This is a genomic window from Rhodanobacter sp. B05 (assembly GCF_002001085.1).
Taxonomy (GTDB): domain Bacteria; phylum Pseudomonadota; class Gammaproteobacteria; order Xanthomonadales; family Rhodanobacteraceae; genus Rhodanobacter.
The window spans coordinates 114239-129633 of the sequence record NZ_MUNU01000003.1 but is presented as its reverse complement, the minus strand read 5'-3'; the positions used below and the strand labels follow the sequence as shown (position 1 = coordinate 129633).

The following is a 15395-nucleotide window of genomic DNA, read 5'->3' as shown; positions in this document are numbered from 1 at the left end:
CGAGCACCCGCAGCCCCCCCTTTCCCCGCCGGCCCGCCCGCGCGTGCTGGTCGCCGACGACGACCCCGGCAGCTGCCGTTTCCTGGGCGATGGCATGCGCTCGCTCGGCGCCACGGTGGAGACCTGTGCCAGCGGCGAAACCGCACTGGCGCGGGCCCGCGCCGAGGCCTTCGACCTGATGCTGCTCGATTGCCGCATGCCGGACGGCGGCGCCCGGCAGATCCTGGCGCGGCTGCGCGATGATGCACAGGCCGGCTCGGCGAACAGCACGGCGGTGGCCACCAGCGCCGAACTGGGACCGGCCGACCGGCGCAGCCTGCTCGCGGCCGGCTTCAGCGATGTCCTGCTCAAGCCGTGCACGCTGACCGACCTGCAACGTGTACTGGCCCTGGTCCAGCCGCACGACCCGGCCTGCGTGCTGGATGATGGCGCCGCGCTGTACAGCACCGGCGACACCACTACCATGCGCGCGCTGCGCCTGCTGCTGCGCGAGGAACTGGCGCTGCTGCAGCGCGAACTCGACGGCCTCAGCCAGGATATCGCCGCCTTCGCCGACCGCCTGCACCGGTTGCGCTCGTCGTGCGGGTTCTGCGGCGCCACCGCGCTGGCGCAGCAGGCCACGCTGATGCAGCAGCAGCTGTCGCGGGATGGCGTCACGCCTGCCGCGCTGGCGAGGTTTCGGACGGCATTGGGCGCAACCCTGCAGGCCCTGGACGGTTAGAAGGTCAGGAGTCCTTCGCTTGGGGGCGCCGCGATACGGCCATCGCCAACACACGCCAGGCGCGCAGCTCGCCGCCACCCAGATGAAAGCGGATCACTTCACGCATCAGGTCGCGCAGCGACTTCAGGCCCTGGTTGTCCGGCATCCGGTCCTGCGCCAGCGCGAGCAGGTCGCCGCCGCGCAAGGCCTGCGGGTGGCTGGCGGCGCAGCGCACGGCGCCCTGCTCGGCCACATAGCGATACCACGCCGCCGGGTCGACCGGTTCGCCGGTGTCGGCTTCGTGCAGCAACTGCAAGCCGTAGCCCGTGGTCTCCAGCAGATCACGCTCGAAACGGCGCAGGCTCCAGCCCGGCGATTCGGCGGCGGCGAGCCGAGCCAGCGTCACGGCATAAGCGTCGTAGAGTGATGGCAACGGGTCCTGGCGGCCGGTCAGGCGCACCACCAGCTCGTTGAGATAAAGCCCGGCCAGGGCGACATCGCCAGTCAGCCGCCGCGGCGCGCCAACCCCCTCGACCTCGGTCAGCGTGGCCATCTCGCCACGCAGCAGCAATCCCAGTGACAGCGGCTGGAACGGCTCAAGCTGGGCCCGCTTCAGCCGTGCGCGCTCGCCACGCACGCCACGCGCCACCACCCCAAGCCGGCCATGCTCGCGGGTCAGGCATTCCAGCAGCAGCGATGTCTCGCGATAGGCGCGCGCATGCAGCACGTAGGCGGGTTGCTGTTCGATGCGCATGAAAAATCAGGAGTGAGGTGAGAGGAGTGAGAAGTGAGAGAAAAGCAGCGACTGCTGTTGCCTTCCCGCTTTTCTCTCACTTCTCACTCCTCCTTTTTCACTCCTCGCACTAATCCGTATATCCGAACTTCTTCAACATGTTTTCGTCATCAACCCAGCCCTCACGCACCTTGACCCACAGCTTGAGGAATACCTTGCGCTCGAACATGCGCTCCATGCGGCGCCGCGCGCTGGAACCGATCGACTTGAGCTGGGCGCCGCCCTGGCCGATCACGATGGCTTTCTGGCCGTCGCGTTCGACCCAGATGATGGCGTGGATCTCCGCTATGCCGTCCGGGCGATCGCTGAACTGCTCGATCTCCACCGTGGTGGCGTATGGCAGTTCCTGATCGAGTCGCAGCATCAACTGTTCGCGCACCATCTCGGCGGCAAGGAATCGTTCGCTGCGATCGGTGACCTCGTCCTCGCCATAGATCGGCGCCTGCACCGGCAGGCGTTGCAGGATGGCCTGCTCCAGCGATTTCAGGCCCTGTTCCTTCAATGCACTGACATAGTGGATCTCGTCGTAGTGGTGCTTCTGCGTGAGCTCGGCCACGAAGGGCAGCATCACGGTCTTGTCCTTGTTGAGGTCGACCTTGTTGATCACCAGCAAACGCGGTGCCGATTGCTCGACCAGGGCGGTGTACAGGACCTCGTCTTCGTCGGTGAAGCGGCCGGCCTCGATCACCTGCACCACCAGGTCGACGTCGCTGATCGCCGAGCGCGCCGCGCGGTTGAGGCTGCGGTTCATCGCCCGCTTGGCGCCGCGGTGCAGGCCGGGCGTATCGACGTAGAGGATCTGCCCCGCCTCGCTGGTGTGGATGCCGAGGATGCGGTGGCGCGTGGTTTGCGGGCGCGGACTGATGATCGACAGGCGGAACCCGATCAGTGCGTTGAGCAGGGTCGACTTGCCCACGTTGGGGCGTCCGGCCAGCGCCACCGTGCCGCAGCGGAAATTCTCGTGCGGCAGGCTGCCGTCGGCGGATTCAGGGGTGTGGTTCATGGCGTAGAGGGTCGGCAAGTCGGGGGGCAAGTGTAGTGCCTGGGGCCGTCGGGCTGTGGCCGGCCACCTATCTGCAACCCAGCCGCGCCTCAGGATTCGCGTGCGGATTCCAGCAACTGGTTCAGCACGGTCTCGGCGGCGTCCTGCTCGGCGGCCCGGCGGCTGCCGGCTGTCGCTTCGGCAACCAGCGGCAACGGTTCGCTGATGCGGCAGCTCACCTCGAAGGTTTTCGCATGATCCTCGCCATGGCTGGCGATCAGCTCGTATTGCGGCAGCGGCCAACCGCCGGATTGCAGGTGCTCCTGCAGGCGGGTCTTGGCGTCCTTGGACGACCGTCGCAGGGTGGCGACGCGTTCGCCGAACAACTCACGCACGGTTTCGCGGCAGGCCTCGAAACCGGCATCCACGTAGACCGCGGCGATCAGCGCCTCGAACGCGTCGGCGAGGATCGAATCGCGCCGGAATCCGCCGCTCTTCAATTCGCCGGGACCAAGCTTCAGCCCGTCGCCCAGTTCCAGTTCGCGCGCCACCACGGCCAACGCCTGGCCATTGACCAGTTGCGCTCGCAGCCGCGACAGCTCGCCTTCGCTGGCCTTGGGATGCACCTCGTATAGCAGCTCGGCGATGATCGCGCCGAGCAGGGCGTCGCCCAGGAACTCCAGGCGCTCGTTGTTCGGCCGGCCGGCGCTGCGATGGGTGAGTGCGAGCTCCGCCAGCGCCGGGTCGCGGAAACGATGACGCAGCTTCAAGGCTTACTGGCCGACATTGCCCTGCAGTTGCACGCTCTTGCTGAAGTGCAGCAGGAAGTCGATGTTGTACATGAACGGGATTTGCTTGTCATAGGTGACATTCAGATCGCTGGCACCGCCGGCGTCGCGCGTGATCGTGATGTCGGACGGCTTGATGGTGGAGTCGTCCACGTACTGGAAGCCCAGCTTGAACATCAGGTTGCGGCGGATCTCGTCCAGCGACTTGCCATTGGTGCCCTCGGTGGCAATCTGGTTCATCGCCTTGGTCACGCCCATGTACTCGGAGTACGACGGCAGCAACTTCATGGCCATGTAGGCGAAAAAGCCCACGACCGCGATGACGATCAGCATCCCGATCAGAGTGATGCCCGACTGCTTCGATTTCATAGTCCCCTCGCTATGCCGACGGTGCGGCCTGTCGATCTGTGGATGCCCCAGGTAGCGCCGGAGCCTGTCCGGCGTCGGCCGGACCGGAGCCCGGCGCGCTGATTATGCCTGCGGATTCTCGCACTTGTTGACCGCATGATGGGGCTGGGGCGCACGATTGCATCACGTTTCCGTCGCCACATGCCACCCGCCGCGGCCGGTCAGTGGATGACGGTGCCGATACGCGAGAAATTCACGCCACCGGTACCCCAACCCTTCCAGCTCATCCAGATCAGGAAGGCCTTGCCGGCCAGGTTCTTCTCCGGCAGGCAGCCCCACCAGCGGCTGTCTTCGCTGTTTTCGCGGTCGTCGCCCATCACCAGGTAGCAATTCTGCGGCACCACCGACGGCATATTCGGGTTGGGCACCGGCGGCGTCGGCATGCGATCGGGCATGCGCGCGACCAGGTGGGTCACCTTGCCCAGGTGCTCCTTCCAGATCGTGGCGCCGTAGGCCAGCAGCTCCTCATCGGCCGGCCGCGCGTGGTTGCCCACGAACGGTCCGATCTCCTCGGCGGCGACCGGCTTGCCGTTGATCACGATCTCGCTGTCGTGCACCTGGATCGTGTCGCCGGGCAGACCGATCACCCGCTTGATCCAGTTCTGGTCGGGCACCGGGGCGCTGCAGTCCGCGTTGCCGCCATGCACGACGGTCCCGTCGGCCTGCTGGCAGGTGAAGCCGGGCCAGCGGAACACCACCACGTCGCCACGCTTGGGCTCGCCCAAGTCGAGGAACTTGGTGTTGAACACCGGCAGCCGCAAGCCGTAGGCGAACTTGTTGACCAGGATGAAATCGCCCACGTCCAGCGTGGGCATCATCGAGCCGGAGGGGATCCGGAACGGCTCGGCCACGAACGAGCGCAGCAGCAGTACCACCAGCACCACCGGAAACAGCGAGCGCGCCCAGTCCACCGGCACCGGGTCGCGGTACTCCTCGCCCGCCGCATCCAGGCGCGCCTTGCGCTTCTTGTACAGGAACAGCCGATCCAGGCCCCATACCACGCCGAAAAGCACGGTAAGGCCAAGCAGAATCGCCGCGAAATCAAATTCCATGTGGGGCTCCTATGGAGCCGGGTATGGGGAATGGGAAATAGGGAATCGCAAGAGCGCGCAGCTCCGATTCTCCATTCCCTATTCCCTATTCCCGGCCAAAACTATTTATCCACCCTGAGCACAGCGAGGAAGGCTTCCTGCGGAATTTCCACCCGGCCAACCTGCTTCATGCGCTTCTTGCCTTCCTTCTGCTTTTCCAGCAATTTCTTCTTGCGACTGACGTCGCCGCCATAGCACTTGGCCAGAACATTCTTGCGCAGGGCTTTCACGGTCGAGCGCGCGATGATCTGCGCACCCACGGCCGCCTGGATCGCCACGTCGAATTGCTGACGCGGAATCAGGTCCTTCATGCGCTCGACCAGTTCGCGGCCTTTTCGATCGGCGTGGCTGCGATGCAGGATCAGGCTGAGCGCATCGACGCGTTCGCCGTTGATCAGCACGTCGGTACGCACGAACGGGCCGGCCTCGAAGCGATCGAAGTGATAATCCATCGAGGCGTAGCCGCGCGAGACGGATTTCAGCCGATCGAAGAAATCCATCACCACCTCGGCCAGCGGCATCTCGTAGCTGATCTGCACCTGGGTCGCCAGATACTGGATCGAACGCTGCACGCCGCGCTTCTCCTCGCACAGGGTGATGATGTTGCCGATGTATTCCGGCGGCGTGAGGATGTTCGCCACGATGATCGGCTCGCGGATTTCCTGCACCAGGCTGGAATTTGTCGGCAGCTTGGCCGGATTGTCCAGCATCAGGATCGAACCGTCGCTCTTGAGCACTTCGTAGACCACGGTCGGCGCGGTGGTGATCAGGTTCAGGTCGTATTCGCGCTCCAGCCGCTCCTGCACGATCTCCATGTGCAGCATGCCGAGGAAGCCGCAGCGGAAACCGAAGCCCATCGCCTCGGACGATTCCGGCTCGAAGAACAGCGCAGCGTCGTTCAGGCGCAGCTTGTCCAGTGCCTCGCGCATCGCCGGGTAATCGTCCGAGGACACCGGGAACAGGCCGGCGAACACGCGCGGCTGCATGGTCTGGAAGCCGGGCAGCGGCTTGTCGGCCGGCTTGCCCGCGTGAGTCAACGTGTCGCCCACCGGTGCGCCGTGCACGTCCTTGATCGAGGCATTGATCCAGCCCACCTCGCCGGCGCCGAGCTTGTCCAGCTTCTTGCGCTTCGGGGTGAACACGCCGACGTCGTCCACCTCGTGGGTGCGTCCGGTGGACATCACCAGCAGCTTGTCGCCTGGCTTGATCTCGCCCTGCATCACGCGCACCAGCGAGACCACGCCGAGGTAGTTGTCGAACCAGGAGTCGATGATCAGCGCCTGCAGCCGATCGGTGTCGCGTGGCTTCGGCGGCGGGATGCGCGCGACGATCGCCTCCAGCACGTCGACCACGTTGAGCCCGGTCTTGGCGCTGATTGCCACCGCATCGGTGGCGTCCACGCCGATCACCGCCTCGATCTCGCCCTTCACCTTCTCGATGTCGGCCGTGGGCAGGTCGATCTTGTTCAGCACCGGCACCACTTCCAGCCCCATTTCCACCGCGGTATAGCAGTTGGCCACGGACTGGGCCTCGACGCCCTGCGCCGCATCGACCACCAGCAACGCGCCCTCGCACGCGGCCAGCGAGCGGCTGACTTCGTAGGAGAAGTCGACGTGGCCTGGCGTGTCGATGAAGTTGAGCTGGTAGGTCTTGCCGTCCCGCGCGGTGTACGGCAACGAGACCGACTGCGCCTTGATGGTGATGCCGCGCTCGCGCTCGATCGGATTGTTGTCCAGCACCTGCGCCTCCATTTCGCGATCGGTCAGGCCACCGCAGATCTGGATGATGCGGTCGGCCAGAGTCGACTTGCCGTGATCGATGTGGGCAATGATGGAGAAGTTGCGGATCAATTCCATGGAACGCAGGCGGCCTTTCAGGCGTGGGTCTGCCACCACGCACCATGCATGGCGACGCATCACCGTGGGGCGACGCTAACCTCGCATTATCGCATGGAACCGGGCGCTTCAGCCCCAGCCTGGGCATCGGCCATGGTCAACGACACGGCGCCACCCAGCAGCAGGGTTGGCGCCGCGCCCTGTCTGGCTATCGTGGCGGCGCGTTGTTGTCGGGTACGGTCAACCCGATGAACTGGCTCTGGTTGTCGCGACGGACCAGCAGCAGCACCGTGCTGCCAGCCTTGACGTCCCTGGTCGCCACCTCGAACTCGGCCACACTGCCGATCTTCTGCTGGTTGACCATCAGGATCACGTCACCGGCACGCAGGTCGGCCTGCCCGGCCACCGACCCGGTGATGTCGCTGATCACGACGCCCTGCCCGGGCTTGAGTCCCAGCTGCTTGCGGGTGTCATTGTCCAGCGACTGTACGGTAAGCCCCAGGGCCGCCGAACCGCTGCGGGCTGACGGCGAACTGGCCGTGCGGCTGTCCACCGCGTTGCTGTCGCGCTTGGCCTCGCCGATGGTCACCTCGAAGGTCTGCTTCTTGCCGTTGCGCAGCACCTCCACCGGCACCTTGCTGCCCGGCTTGGTCATGCCGACGAGTGGCGGCAAGTCGGACGCCTGCTGAAGCACATGATTGTTGTACGCCAGGATGATGTCGCCGCTCTGGATGCCCGCCTTGCCGGCGCCGCTGTCGGGATTCACGTCGACCACCGCCGCACCGACGCCATTCTCCAGCTTGAATGCCTTGACGATATCGTCGCTGACCGGCTGCACCGTCACGCCGAGCTGGCCGCGCGAGACATAACCCTTGGTCTTCAGCTGCTGCACCGCGTTCATCGCCACGTCGATCGGGATCGAGAACGACACTCCCATGTAATCGCCAGTGTTGGAATAGATCTGCGAATTGATGCCGACCACCTGGCCCTGCAGATTGAACAGCGGGCCGCCGGAATTGCCGCGGTTGATCGGCACGTCGGTCTGGATGAACGAGGTGTAGGGCTGGTCCCGCTGGCCCAGGTTGCGGCCCACCGCGCTGACGATGCCTTGGGTCACGGTGTAGTCGAACCCGAACGGCGAGCCGATCGCCAGCACCCACTGGCCCGGCTTGAGCGCGCGCGAATCGCCGATGCTCACGGTGGGCAGGCTGCCGCCCGCATCGACCTTGAGCAGGGCGATGTCATAGGTGGGGTCGGTGCCGACCACCTTGGCGGTCAGCGTGCGCCGGTCCTGCAGGCGCACCGTCACCTTGTCCGCATGATCGACCACGTGGTTGTTGGTGAGAATGTAGCCGTCCGGAGAGATGATGAAACCCGAACCGAGCGAGGTATGCCGCTGTTCCTCGGGCGAGGGCATCATCGGCATCCCGAAGAAGTGGCGCAGGATCTCCGCCTCCGGGCCGTTCGGCATGCCCTGGCCGGGCATCATCTGGCCACGCATGGATTGGGTCGAACGCTGCCGCTCACCGGTGTACTTGGCTTCGACATGCACCACGGCAGCCGCATTCTTCTGCACGATGCCGGTGAAATCGGGCAGTGCCGCGGCACTGTTGGCGGTCTGGGCCTGCGCGCCGCCGACACCGGCCAGTCCCAGCAAGGCGCAACACGCCAGGGTACGCAAGATGGAATGACTCATGACTCCTCCTTGGTTGAACTCGCTTGGTTGAACTCGAACCGGCAGGGCCGGCTGATGGATGAATGCATCGGATGCGCGTTGCGACCGACCGGCCACGCTGCGCTCTCGACGCACCGGGGTGGTCGAGGGAACTGAAGTCAGCAGGGAACGCCGCGGTTCATCGCACGCGGCTCTGGTCTACTGCGCGTGTGCACCCGCCTGGCGCGAAGCATCCGGCACGCCGGGCTGCGCGGGATCGAGCAGCAGCAGGTAGCTGCCGTCGTTGTTGTCCAGCGTGCGGTAACGAGGCATCGCCGGATAGGACGACAATCGTCGCGAATCCCGTGCCTGGCTGCTGTCGATCGGCGCGCCCAGCGTCGCCGAGGCCTGCTGGCTGAGCAAGCCAGCCGAGTTGCCGCTCAGCCACGGCGGCACCGACGGTGGCGCCACCGGCCTGATCGTCGTGGTCGCGACCTCGACACGGCTGGCAACGGGGCTGGCCGAGGGACCCAGCCGTCCCGCATCACCCGCGGGCTGGCTGATCATCAGCGCGGCGGCGGCCACGCTGGCGGCGATCACGCTGCCACCGGACCAGCGCAACCAGTGATTGCGCCGGCTGACCACCCTGCTGGAAGTCGACTCCTGGTCGATCGCCAGCATCACCCGCGCGGCAAATCCCGACGACGCCAGCAGCGAAGTCTCGCGGCGCAGGCCGTCGCGGGCCAGGTGGTAGCCCGACCATGCCTGCCGCAACGAAACGTCGTGATCGAGTCGACGCAGCAGGAAGCGCAATTCCTCGACCGGCAACTCGCCATCCATGCCGGTCGAGAGGCTTTCGCGGGCGTCCTGGTTCATCTCTGCCTGGTTCATTTCTGATCCTCGCGGCCAGACAACAGCGGCCGCAGCTTTTCATCGATCGCCTCGCGCGCCCGGAAGATGCGCGAGCGCACCGTACCGATCGGACAGCCCATCGCTTCGGCGATTTCATCGTAACTGAGGCCGTCCACTTCCCGCAGGGTGATGGCCGTCCGCAGTTCCTCGGGCAAGGCTTGGACAGTGGAAAATACGGATTGTTCAATTTCCTGGCGCATCAGTTCGTGCTCGGGTGTGGCGCTGTCGTGCATGCGCTCGGCACCGGCCATGAACTCGGCGTCGTCGGCATCGATGTCGCCGGCCGGCGGCCGCCGGCCCATCGCCACCAGGTGGTTCTTGGCCGTATTCACCGCGATCTTGTACAGCCAGGTATAGAAAGCGCTGTCGCCGCGAAACGAGCCGATCGCCCGCCACGCGCGGATGAAAGACTCCTGCGCGATGTCCTCGCATTCGGCGTGGCTGCGCACATAACGGGAAATCAGCCCGATCAGCTTGTGCTGGTACTTGCGCACCAGCAGGTCGAAGGCACGCTTGTCCCCCTGCTGTACGCGCTCCACCAACGCGCGGTCCAGTTCGTTTTCGCCCATGCGGGCCGTGTCCATCGTCAATGCCGTCATCCGCAGAGGGTGCCTGGGTGGAGCTGAACCCGGCGCTCAGACCGCCAGCGACCGCCCAAGTTCAGTTTACTCATGGGCGGGAATCTGTCGAAACGCCGTACCTGTCGCCCGCTTGCCAGGCCGCACGTTCCGCCATCCGTTATGGGGTCGCCCACCGCCGGCTCAAGCCGGTTCGGCCAGCCGCACATCAAGCAAGCGCTGGCGCTCGGTCAGCATCTTGTCGAAACTGACGGGCTGCAGCGGACGGCAGAACAGATAACCCTGCAGTTCGTCGCACTGATAGGTGCGCAGGAACTGCAGGTGCTGTTCGGTCTCCACCCCTTCGGCCACCACCGCGCGATTCAGGCGATGGGCCATTTCGATGGTGGCCCGCACGATCGCCTCATCGTCGGGATCCACGCCGATGTTGCGCACGAAGCTCTGGTCGATCTTGATCCGGTCCGCCGGCAGGCGGCGCAGGTAGTCCAGCGAGGCGGCGCCCGTGCCGAAGTCGTCGATCGCGATATGACAGCCCATCCGGTGCAGCGCGTTGAGGTTCTCGACCAGGTTCGGTGCCGCCTTGATGCTGATGCTTTCGGTGATCTCCATTTCCAGCAGAGTCGGATCCAGCCCCGTCTCGCGCAGCGCTTTCGCCACCATTTCCAGCAGTTGCGGCTCCATCAGTTGCACCGCCGACAGGTTCACGCCCAGGCGCAGGCGCAAGCCATAGCGCTGTTCCCATTCGCGGGCCTGACGGCATGCGGTATGCATCACCCACTCGCCGATCGACACGATCAGTCCGGTTTCCTCGGCCAGCGGGATGAACACCGCCGGGCTGATCATGCCCAGCTCGGGATGCTCCCAGCGCACCAGCGCCTCCATGCCCACGATGTCTTCGGTCTGCGCGTCCACCTGCGGCTGGTAGACCACGCGCAACTCGCCGTTGCCCTCGGCATGGCGCAGGCGCGTCTTCAGTGCCATGCCATGCTCCCGGGCATATTCCGGGCTGACCTCGTAGATCTGGAAGTTGTTGCGGCCCAAATGCTTGGCCGAATACATCGCCTCGTCGGCGTGCTTCAACAAGGTCTCCGCATCGCCGGCGTCGTCCGGGAAGAAACTCACTCCCATCGAGACGGTAACCTGCAACTCGACGCCGTCGTCGAGGAAGATCGAAGCCTCCATCACCTGCACGATTTTTTCGGCCACCCGCAACACGTCGTCGTTCTTCACGATATGCCGCAGCACGATGGTGAATTCGTCGCCGGCATAACGCGCCACCGTATCCGACGCACGGATGCAGCTCCGCAGACGCTGGGTGACGATCCGCAGCACCTGGTCGCCGGTGGCGTGGCCATAGGTGTCGTTGATCGCCTTGAATCGGTCGAGATCGACGAACAGCACGGCGAAACACTCGCCGTTGCGGATCGCCTCGCGCAGGATCGTTTCCAGCCGGTCGTTGAACAGCAGGCGGTTCGGCAGGCCGGTGAGTGCATCGACCAGGCCTTCCGCGCGCCCCTGCTCGCGGGTACGTTCCAGTTCGAGCACTCGCGCAAAGCGCGCCGCCGCGCAACGCAGCACCGGCTCGACCACGGCCATCTCGGCAAAGCCACGGCGGTTGCCGGCGAGCATGGCGCCCAGAACGGTGTGCCGCTCGTCAAACAGGGGCAAGCCGACGAAACCGGCCAGATCGAGTTGCTGCAGCAATGGATCCATCGAGGCCAGCTTGGCGGCGTCGGTTCGATAGCGCATCGACTTGCCACCGAGCACCATTTGCAACGAGCCCTGCATTTGCGCCGGTGGCCACTCCGCATGTTCGCCGCGGCAAAGCTGCAGGATCTGGGTTGGCGCATCGGCGGCATCGCGTCGCACCGACCATACGGCCAGGTAGTCCAGCGCCAGTTCTTCGAACAGCAACCTGCCGGTGGCGGCCTGCGTATCGATGCCGCTGCCGGAGGCAAAGATCCGCGAGAGCAGCGACAACGCCGCTTCGGCCCCAAGATCGGCCCGATCGCTGCGAAACTGCAGTGCCAGCGCCGTACGGTCGCCATGCCTGACCCGGCGCGCGTTGACCTGCCCGGTATCGTACTGTTGGGCGGATTTGCGTCGGGCCGGGTGCCAGCGACGGTCCGCCTCGGCAAGCACCTTGATGGACATCTCGCCATCAAACTGGATCGCCGTTGCCAGTGCCATCCCTTCCCACTGGCTGGCTGGCAGATGGCTGTGCCGGATGACGCTGGGGCTGACCTCGATCAAGCTGTCACTGCCGACATCCACCATCAGCCATTCGGTATCTCCTTCCTCGAAGGCGCAGCGCCAATCGCCCGGCACGGAACCGGATACTTCCGCGGGTTTCATTGGCGAAGTCGGGGTATCGGTCGGCGCGCGCCGCCAGCGTGACACGAGCTCCGTGCCGATTTGCCTGGCGCAGAGCCAATCGGTGATCCCGGGCGGCAGGTCGGCAGGGCTGCAGGAAGCCTCGTCGGCCAGGACCACGATCAACGGCGCCGTGGCTGCGCCCGGCAGACGACGCACCTGCTCGCAGTGGCTGCGCGCCTGCGCCTCGTCGCCGTCCAGCACCAGCACCAGCAATTGCAAGGGCTGCTGCCCTGCACTGCCCTCCAGCAGGATCGCCGCATGCGACAGATCGCGCGCACTGTGTATCTGCGCATAGCCGGCCCGGTCGAGCGCATCGAACAGGGCGCGTCGCAAGTCGCGCTGGGCAGCCACCGCCAGGATCCCGGAGTTCATGCGCGGAGCCGCTTCATGTGAGCCATCGCCCGTCGCGCAGACGCAGGTTCCGCGGCTTGCCGTCCTCGCTGCTCAGGTGCGAGGCCAGGTCGCCCAGGTGGGCGGTGAGCGCCGGCGGCGCATCGATCAGCACGACCCGGCGCAGGTGTCCCTTCGGTGCGCGGGCGAGCTGACGCAACATCGCCGCGTCGGCGGCCGACAACGGCAACTCCAGCCCGTACAGGAAGTAGACGCCGAAATGCATGCTTTGCTGCATGTAGCGCAGGGCATTGCCCAGCCGCTCGCACTCCGGCACCCGCGAATGCGCCTCGCGCAGGCTGGCCAGGCCGGTATCGGGCTGCCACAAGTAAACCGCCTGGCCACTATGCCTGGCGAGGGTGCGGACCTGCTCCATCAAGGTGGGCACATCCTTGCTTTCAAGCACGACCAGCCCGCTCGGCGCCGCCAGTATCCGCTCGAAAATCTCGGCGCCGGCTTGCGGTGCGGCGGGGGCCATCGCGATCGTCATCGAGTGTTCATCCTGCGGCGTCGGTACTCATGCAATGGTGAACCGGGCGCCTGTGGTTGGCGCGGATATCCGTCGGGAACGGCCTGATACCTGGTTGATCGATGCCGACACGATGAGAGACCCAGCCGCGCACGGCCGGTTTCGCAGAATACCTTCCACAACAAGGTGATTTCACACCGGCGTCACGACCGGGTCAAGCGCGGCGGTCACATCTCGCAATCAAGGCGACAGGACGGTATGGTTCAGGCCTCCTCCACCATGTCTCTATCCCCATGTTCGAAGGATTGCGTTTCAACCACTGGAAGACCCATGACGACGAGGGCGTCATCACACTCACGCTCGATCGCGCCGGCAGCAGCGTCAACGCGATCAGCCGCGCCGTGCTGGACGAGCTGGAGCAGATCGTCGAACGGCTGGCGATCGACATGCCGGCGGGCGTGATCATCCACTCGGCAAAGGCGTCCGGGTTCGCCGTGGGGGCCGATATTCGCGAGTTCGTGGAGTACGCCAAACAAGACACGGTGCGCGAGAACATCGAGCATGGCCAGCGCGTCTATGAAGCACTGGCACGGCTACCCTGCCCCACGGTGGCGGCCGTCCACGGCGCCTGCATGGGCGGCGGGACCGAGTTGATCCTGGCCTGCCGCCAGCGGATCGCGGTCGACGATGACAAGACCCGCATCGGCCTGCCCGAGGTGATGCTCGGCATCCATCCCGGCTGGGGTGGTTCGGCGCGCCTGCCGCGCCTGATCGGCGCCATCGAGGCGATGCCGGTGATGCTCACCGGGAAGCCGCTTTCTGCCCACCGCGCTCTGAGCCTTGGGGTGGTCGATGCGACAAGTCGCCCGCAGGATCTGCTGGCCGAGGCACGACTGCTGCTGCGCCGGCCACCGGCGCGGCCGTTCGCGCGCCGGGCCAAGGCCTGGGCCAGCAATACCTGGCTGGCGCGGCAGATCCTGGCGCCGATGATGCTCAGGCAGACCGCGGCCAAGGTGCGCAGGGAGCATTACCCCGCCCCGTTCGCGCTGATCGATGTGTGGAAGCGCGGCGGCTCCAGCATCCAGCAGCGTCTGAAGCTCGAGGCCGGTTCGGTGGCGAAGCTGGCGCAGACATCGACGGCGCAAAACCTCATCCGGATCTTCTTCCTGCAGGAACGCCTGAAGAACCAGGGCAGCGGCGTCGATCCGGCGATCCGCCATGTGCACGTGGTCGGAGCCGGCGTGATGGGTGGCGACATTGCCGCCTGGGCAGCGCTCAAGGGGTTCGACGTGACCCTGCAGGATCGCGAGATGAAGTACATCCAGCCGGCGCTGGATCGCGCCCGCCAGTTGTACGAGAAGAAGCTGAAAACACCGGAGAAGATCGAGGAAGCCATGCGCCGACTGCGCGCCGACGTGGACGGCAAGGGGGTCGCCTCGGCCGACCTGGCGATCGAGGCGATCTACGAGAATGCCGAAGCGAAGGAATCTCTCTACGCCGGCATCGAACCCCAGTTCCAGGCCGACGAGATCCTCGCCAGCAACACCTCCAGCATCCCGCTGGACGAGCTGCGCAAGAACCTGGGCGCGCCACAGCGTTTCCTCGGCCTGCACTTCTTCAACCCGGTGGCGCAGATGCCGCTGGTCGAGGTGGTGCGCCACGACAAGCTGGACCCGACAATCGAAAAACGCGCGTTGGCGTTCTGCAAGGCGATCGGCAAGCTGCCGGTGGCGGTCAGGGGCACGCCGGGCTTCCTGGTCAACCGCATCCTGATGCCGTACCTGCTGGAAGCGATGCGCCTTTACAGTGAAGACGTACCCGGGCCCGTGCTCGACCGTGAAGCAAGGAAATTCGGCATGCCGATGGGGCCGATCGAACTGGCCGATACGGTCGGGCTGGATGTCTGCGCCTCAGTGGGCAAGGAGCTGGCACCGTTCCTCGGACTGGATGTGCCGCCAGGCCTGGATGACAAGATTGAAGCCGGCAAGCGCGGCAAGAAGGACGGCCAGGGTCTTTACCTGTGGCAGGATGGCAAGCCGCAGAAGCCCGAAGTGGACAAGGACTATGTCACGCCGCCGGACCTGCAGGAACGGATGATCCTGTCGATGGTCAACGAGGCAGTCGCCTGCCTGGCCGAGGGTGTCGTCGACGATGCCGACCTGCTCGACGCCGGCGTGATCTTCGGCACCGGCTTCGCTCCGTTCCGCGGCGGTCCGATCCAGTATGTGCGCAGCGAGGGCGTGGACGTGCTGAAGTCGAAACTGCAGCAATTGGCCGCACGCTACGGCGATCGCTTCAAGCCGAAGAGCGGCTGGGATCAGCCGACGCTTGCAAGAGACCCGCGGGACATGAGCCTGGACAACTGAGCGACGAGCAGGCGCAGTAGGCGCCTCTCATTTCTCACTCCGCTCCACTCACT

13 protein-coding genes are annotated in these 15395 nt (G+C 65.5%); 2 read left to right on the top strand and 11 right to left on the bottom strand.

Annotation, left to right across the window (positions count from 1 at the left end; genetic code table 11):
* A partial coding sequence (locus B0E47_RS00720) for a response regulator (RefSeq protein ID WP_077511487.1) occupies positions 1-721 on the top strand: 721 nt, incomplete at its 5' end.
* A gap of 4 nt (positions 722-725) precedes the next feature.
* Here B0E47_RS00720 and recO read toward each other — a convergent pair.
* The 11 genes from recO to B0E47_RS00665 form a co-directional block, all read right to left on the bottom strand.
* Complete coding sequence (gene recO, locus B0E47_RS00715) at positions 726-1454, bottom strand: DNA repair protein RecO (RefSeq protein ID WP_077511459.1); 729 nt, start codon at positions 1452-1454, stop codon at positions 726-728.
* A gap of 109 nt (positions 1455-1563) precedes the next feature.
* On the bottom strand, positions 1564-2496 hold the full coding sequence (gene era / locus B0E47_RS00710) for a GTPase Era (RefSeq protein WP_077511457.1): 933 nt from the start codon (positions 2494-2496) through the stop codon (positions 1564-1566).
* Between the two features lie 89 nt (positions 2497-2585).
* Positions 2586-3245, bottom strand: coding sequence for a ribonuclease III (rnc, locus tag B0E47_RS00705; protein WP_077511456.1), 660 nt, complete (start codon positions 3243-3245; stop codon positions 2586-2588).
* A 3-nt stretch (positions 3246-3248) separates the two neighbouring features.
* Positions 3249-3632, bottom strand: coding sequence for a DUF4845 domain-containing protein (locus B0E47_RS00700; protein ID WP_077511453.1), 384 nt, complete (start codon positions 3630-3632; stop codon positions 3249-3251).
* 200 nt (positions 3633-3832) lie between these two features.
* Positions 3833-4723, bottom strand: a complete 891-nt coding sequence (lepB, locus tag B0E47_RS00695; protein WP_077511451.1) for a signal peptidase I — start codon at positions 4721-4723, stop codon at positions 3833-3835.
* A 101-nt stretch (positions 4724-4824) separates the two neighbouring features.
* Complete coding sequence (lepA, locus tag B0E47_RS00690) at positions 4825-6618, bottom strand: translation elongation factor 4 (RefSeq protein ID WP_077511485.1); 1794 nt, start codon at positions 6616-6618, stop codon at positions 4825-4827.
* A 187-nt stretch (positions 6619-6805) separates the two neighbouring features.
* Positions 6806-8293 (bottom strand): Do family serine endopeptidase, encoded by a 1488-nt coding sequence (locus B0E47_RS00685; RefSeq protein ID WP_077511449.1) that lies wholly within the window; start codon positions 8291-8293, stop codon positions 6806-6808.
* Between the two features lie 177 nt (positions 8294-8470).
* Positions 8471-9142: a sigma-E factor negative regulatory protein gene (locus B0E47_RS00680; protein ID WP_077511447.1), complete on the bottom strand. Its 672-nt coding sequence runs from the start codon at positions 9140-9142 to the stop codon at positions 8471-8473.
* Entirely contained in the window at positions 9139-9732 is a 594-nt protein-coding gene (gene rpoE / locus B0E47_RS00675; protein ID WP_174566933.1) for an RNA polymerase sigma factor RpoE, read from the bottom strand. Before rpoE ends, B0E47_RS00680 begins: the two co-directional genes overlap by 4 nt.
* A gap of 192 nt (positions 9733-9924) precedes the next feature.
* A complete protein-coding gene (locus B0E47_RS00670) occupies positions 9925-12489 on the bottom strand; it encodes a bifunctional diguanylate cyclase/phosphodiesterase (RefSeq protein ID WP_077511445.1) in 2565 nt (854 codons plus the stop codon).
* Positions 12490-12502: 13 nt separating this feature from the next.
* Positions 12503-12997: a hypothetical protein gene (locus B0E47_RS00665; RefSeq protein ID WP_077511443.1), complete on the bottom strand. Its 495-nt coding sequence runs from the start codon at positions 12995-12997 to the stop codon at positions 12503-12505.
* Between the two features lie 272 nt (positions 12998-13269).
* Between B0E47_RS00665 and B0E47_RS00660 the strand changes: the two genes are divergently transcribed.
* A complete protein-coding gene (locus tag B0E47_RS00660) occupies positions 13270-15342 on the top strand; it encodes a 3-hydroxyacyl-CoA dehydrogenase NAD-binding domain-containing protein (RefSeq protein ID WP_077511441.1) in 2073 nt (690 codons plus the stop codon).
* Positions 15343-15395: the final 53 nt, after the last annotated feature.